The 1,625-nt window shown below is 62.1% G+C and carries 2 protein-coding genes; one reads left to right on the top strand and one right to left on the bottom strand.

The features are described from left to right. On the bottom strand, positions 1 to 669 hold a 669-nt coding region (locus QT222_RS01385; protein WP_491476064.1), incomplete at its 3' end, for a prohibitin family protein. A gap of 108 nt (positions 670 to 777) precedes the next feature. Here QT222_RS01385 and QT222_RS01380 point away from each other — a divergent pair. Further along, a partial coding sequence (locus QT222_RS01380) for a DUF460 domain-containing protein (protein ID WP_491476063.1) occupies positions 778 to 1,625 on the top strand: 848 nt, incomplete at its 3' end.

Here is a 1,625-nt window from a genome sequence, read left to right as displayed (position 1 = left end):
TTGGCGGCGCTGTTCGGTGATTTCCTTATGTTCGACCGCTTGGGCGTACTCCGAGGGGAGTTCGACGTTACGAACCTGGACGGCTTCGAGGATGAGACCGGCCTCGGCGAACTCCTGTGAGAGTTCCTTCTCGGCGGCCGCCTTCAATTTGGTTTGGCCCTCGCCAGTGTAGATGACAGTGACCGGAAGTCGACCAGCCTCAGTCCGGAGAACGGACCGAATCGACGGACGAATGAGACGCTCTTCGGCGCTTCCGAGCGTCCGGTAGTTTCGGTAGAACTTGACGGCCTTCCCGGAGTCGACGCGGTAGCGAACGGTCACGTCGATATCGGTTCGGAGACCGTCTTTCGTGAGGACAGTAATAGCGTCGTCACCCTGTTGAGCACCTTCAGTGCTCTTTCCGGACATGGTGTACGACTGCGGGCGCACCGAGAGCGAGACGGTGGACTGTGAGACCGGATTAATCAGATGTGCACCGGGTTGGAAGACGGTGTCTGTCGTCGCACCCCACTTCTTTACAACCTTCACGTTACCCTCTTCGACGGGTTCCCAAGCGAGGAGGCCGGCAATAGGGGCAGCGATGAGGAGGAGGGCGATAACACCGATAAGCGCCGTCCGCGTCAGCGACCGCGGAGTCACCGACGGCGGGGAGGGAGTATTGGAACTCATCGTATCGACATCATATACACATGACTTGTTTGTTTCGTGTCAGCCCGAGGCTGAGACCATATAAATCCCGGCGTGGACTATATATTCGGCGGGTCCCTAGTCGCCGCCGTGAACGACCGGACGAGTGCGCTCGACTCGGTCGTCTTCGGCGTCGACATCCAGAGCGGCGACATCCGCGGCGATTCACCGTCGTACGCGCTGGTCGTGTTGGACACCAGAGACACCGAGTCAGACGAGGTCCGAATCGAACGAGACGTCGTCTCCTTCCGAAAGTTACGCCGACTCATCGAGCGTGACGAACCGGCAATCGTCGCGACGGACAACATGTACGAACTCGCGGCGGACAAAGACGACCTGGTCCGCTTCCTACGGTGGCTTCCCCACGAAACGCGACTGGTACAGGTTACCGGTTCCGAGCGGCCCGAACCACTCTCGCGAGTTGCATCGCGGCACGGCGTCCCCTACGGCAAAGAGCCGATGAAAGAGGCGGAAGCCGCCGCCCGACTCGCTCTCGCAAACGTCGGCTACGAAGTCGCCGCCTTCGAGAACACGACCACCGTAAAGGTCTCTCGCGGTCGCTCGACCGGGAAAGGCGGCTGGAGCCAAGACCGCTACACGCGCCGTATTCACGGGTCGGTGAAGAAGCAAGCCCGCAAGGTCGAAGCCGCGCTCGACGAGGCGAATCTCGACTTCGAACGGGACGTGACCGAGAAGTACGGCGGCTACTCGCAGGCGCTTTTCACCGTCGAAGCCCGCCCGCAGGACATCCCCGTTTCCACCCACCGCTCCGGCGACACCCGCGTCGAAATCGAACGCGAGCGCCGCGACGGCATCGAGTTCGACCCCCTCGTGAAGCGCCGCGACCGCGTCATCGTCGGCATCGACCCCGGCACGACCGCCGCCGTCGCGGTCGTCGGCTTCGACGGGCGCGTCCTCGATGTCCACTCGACTCGAAC

The organism is Haloferax sp. s1 (genome assembly GCF_058382125.1).
The sequence above is the reverse complement of the archived record's forward strand: the minus strand, read 5'-3'. Positions and strand labels throughout refer to the sequence as shown.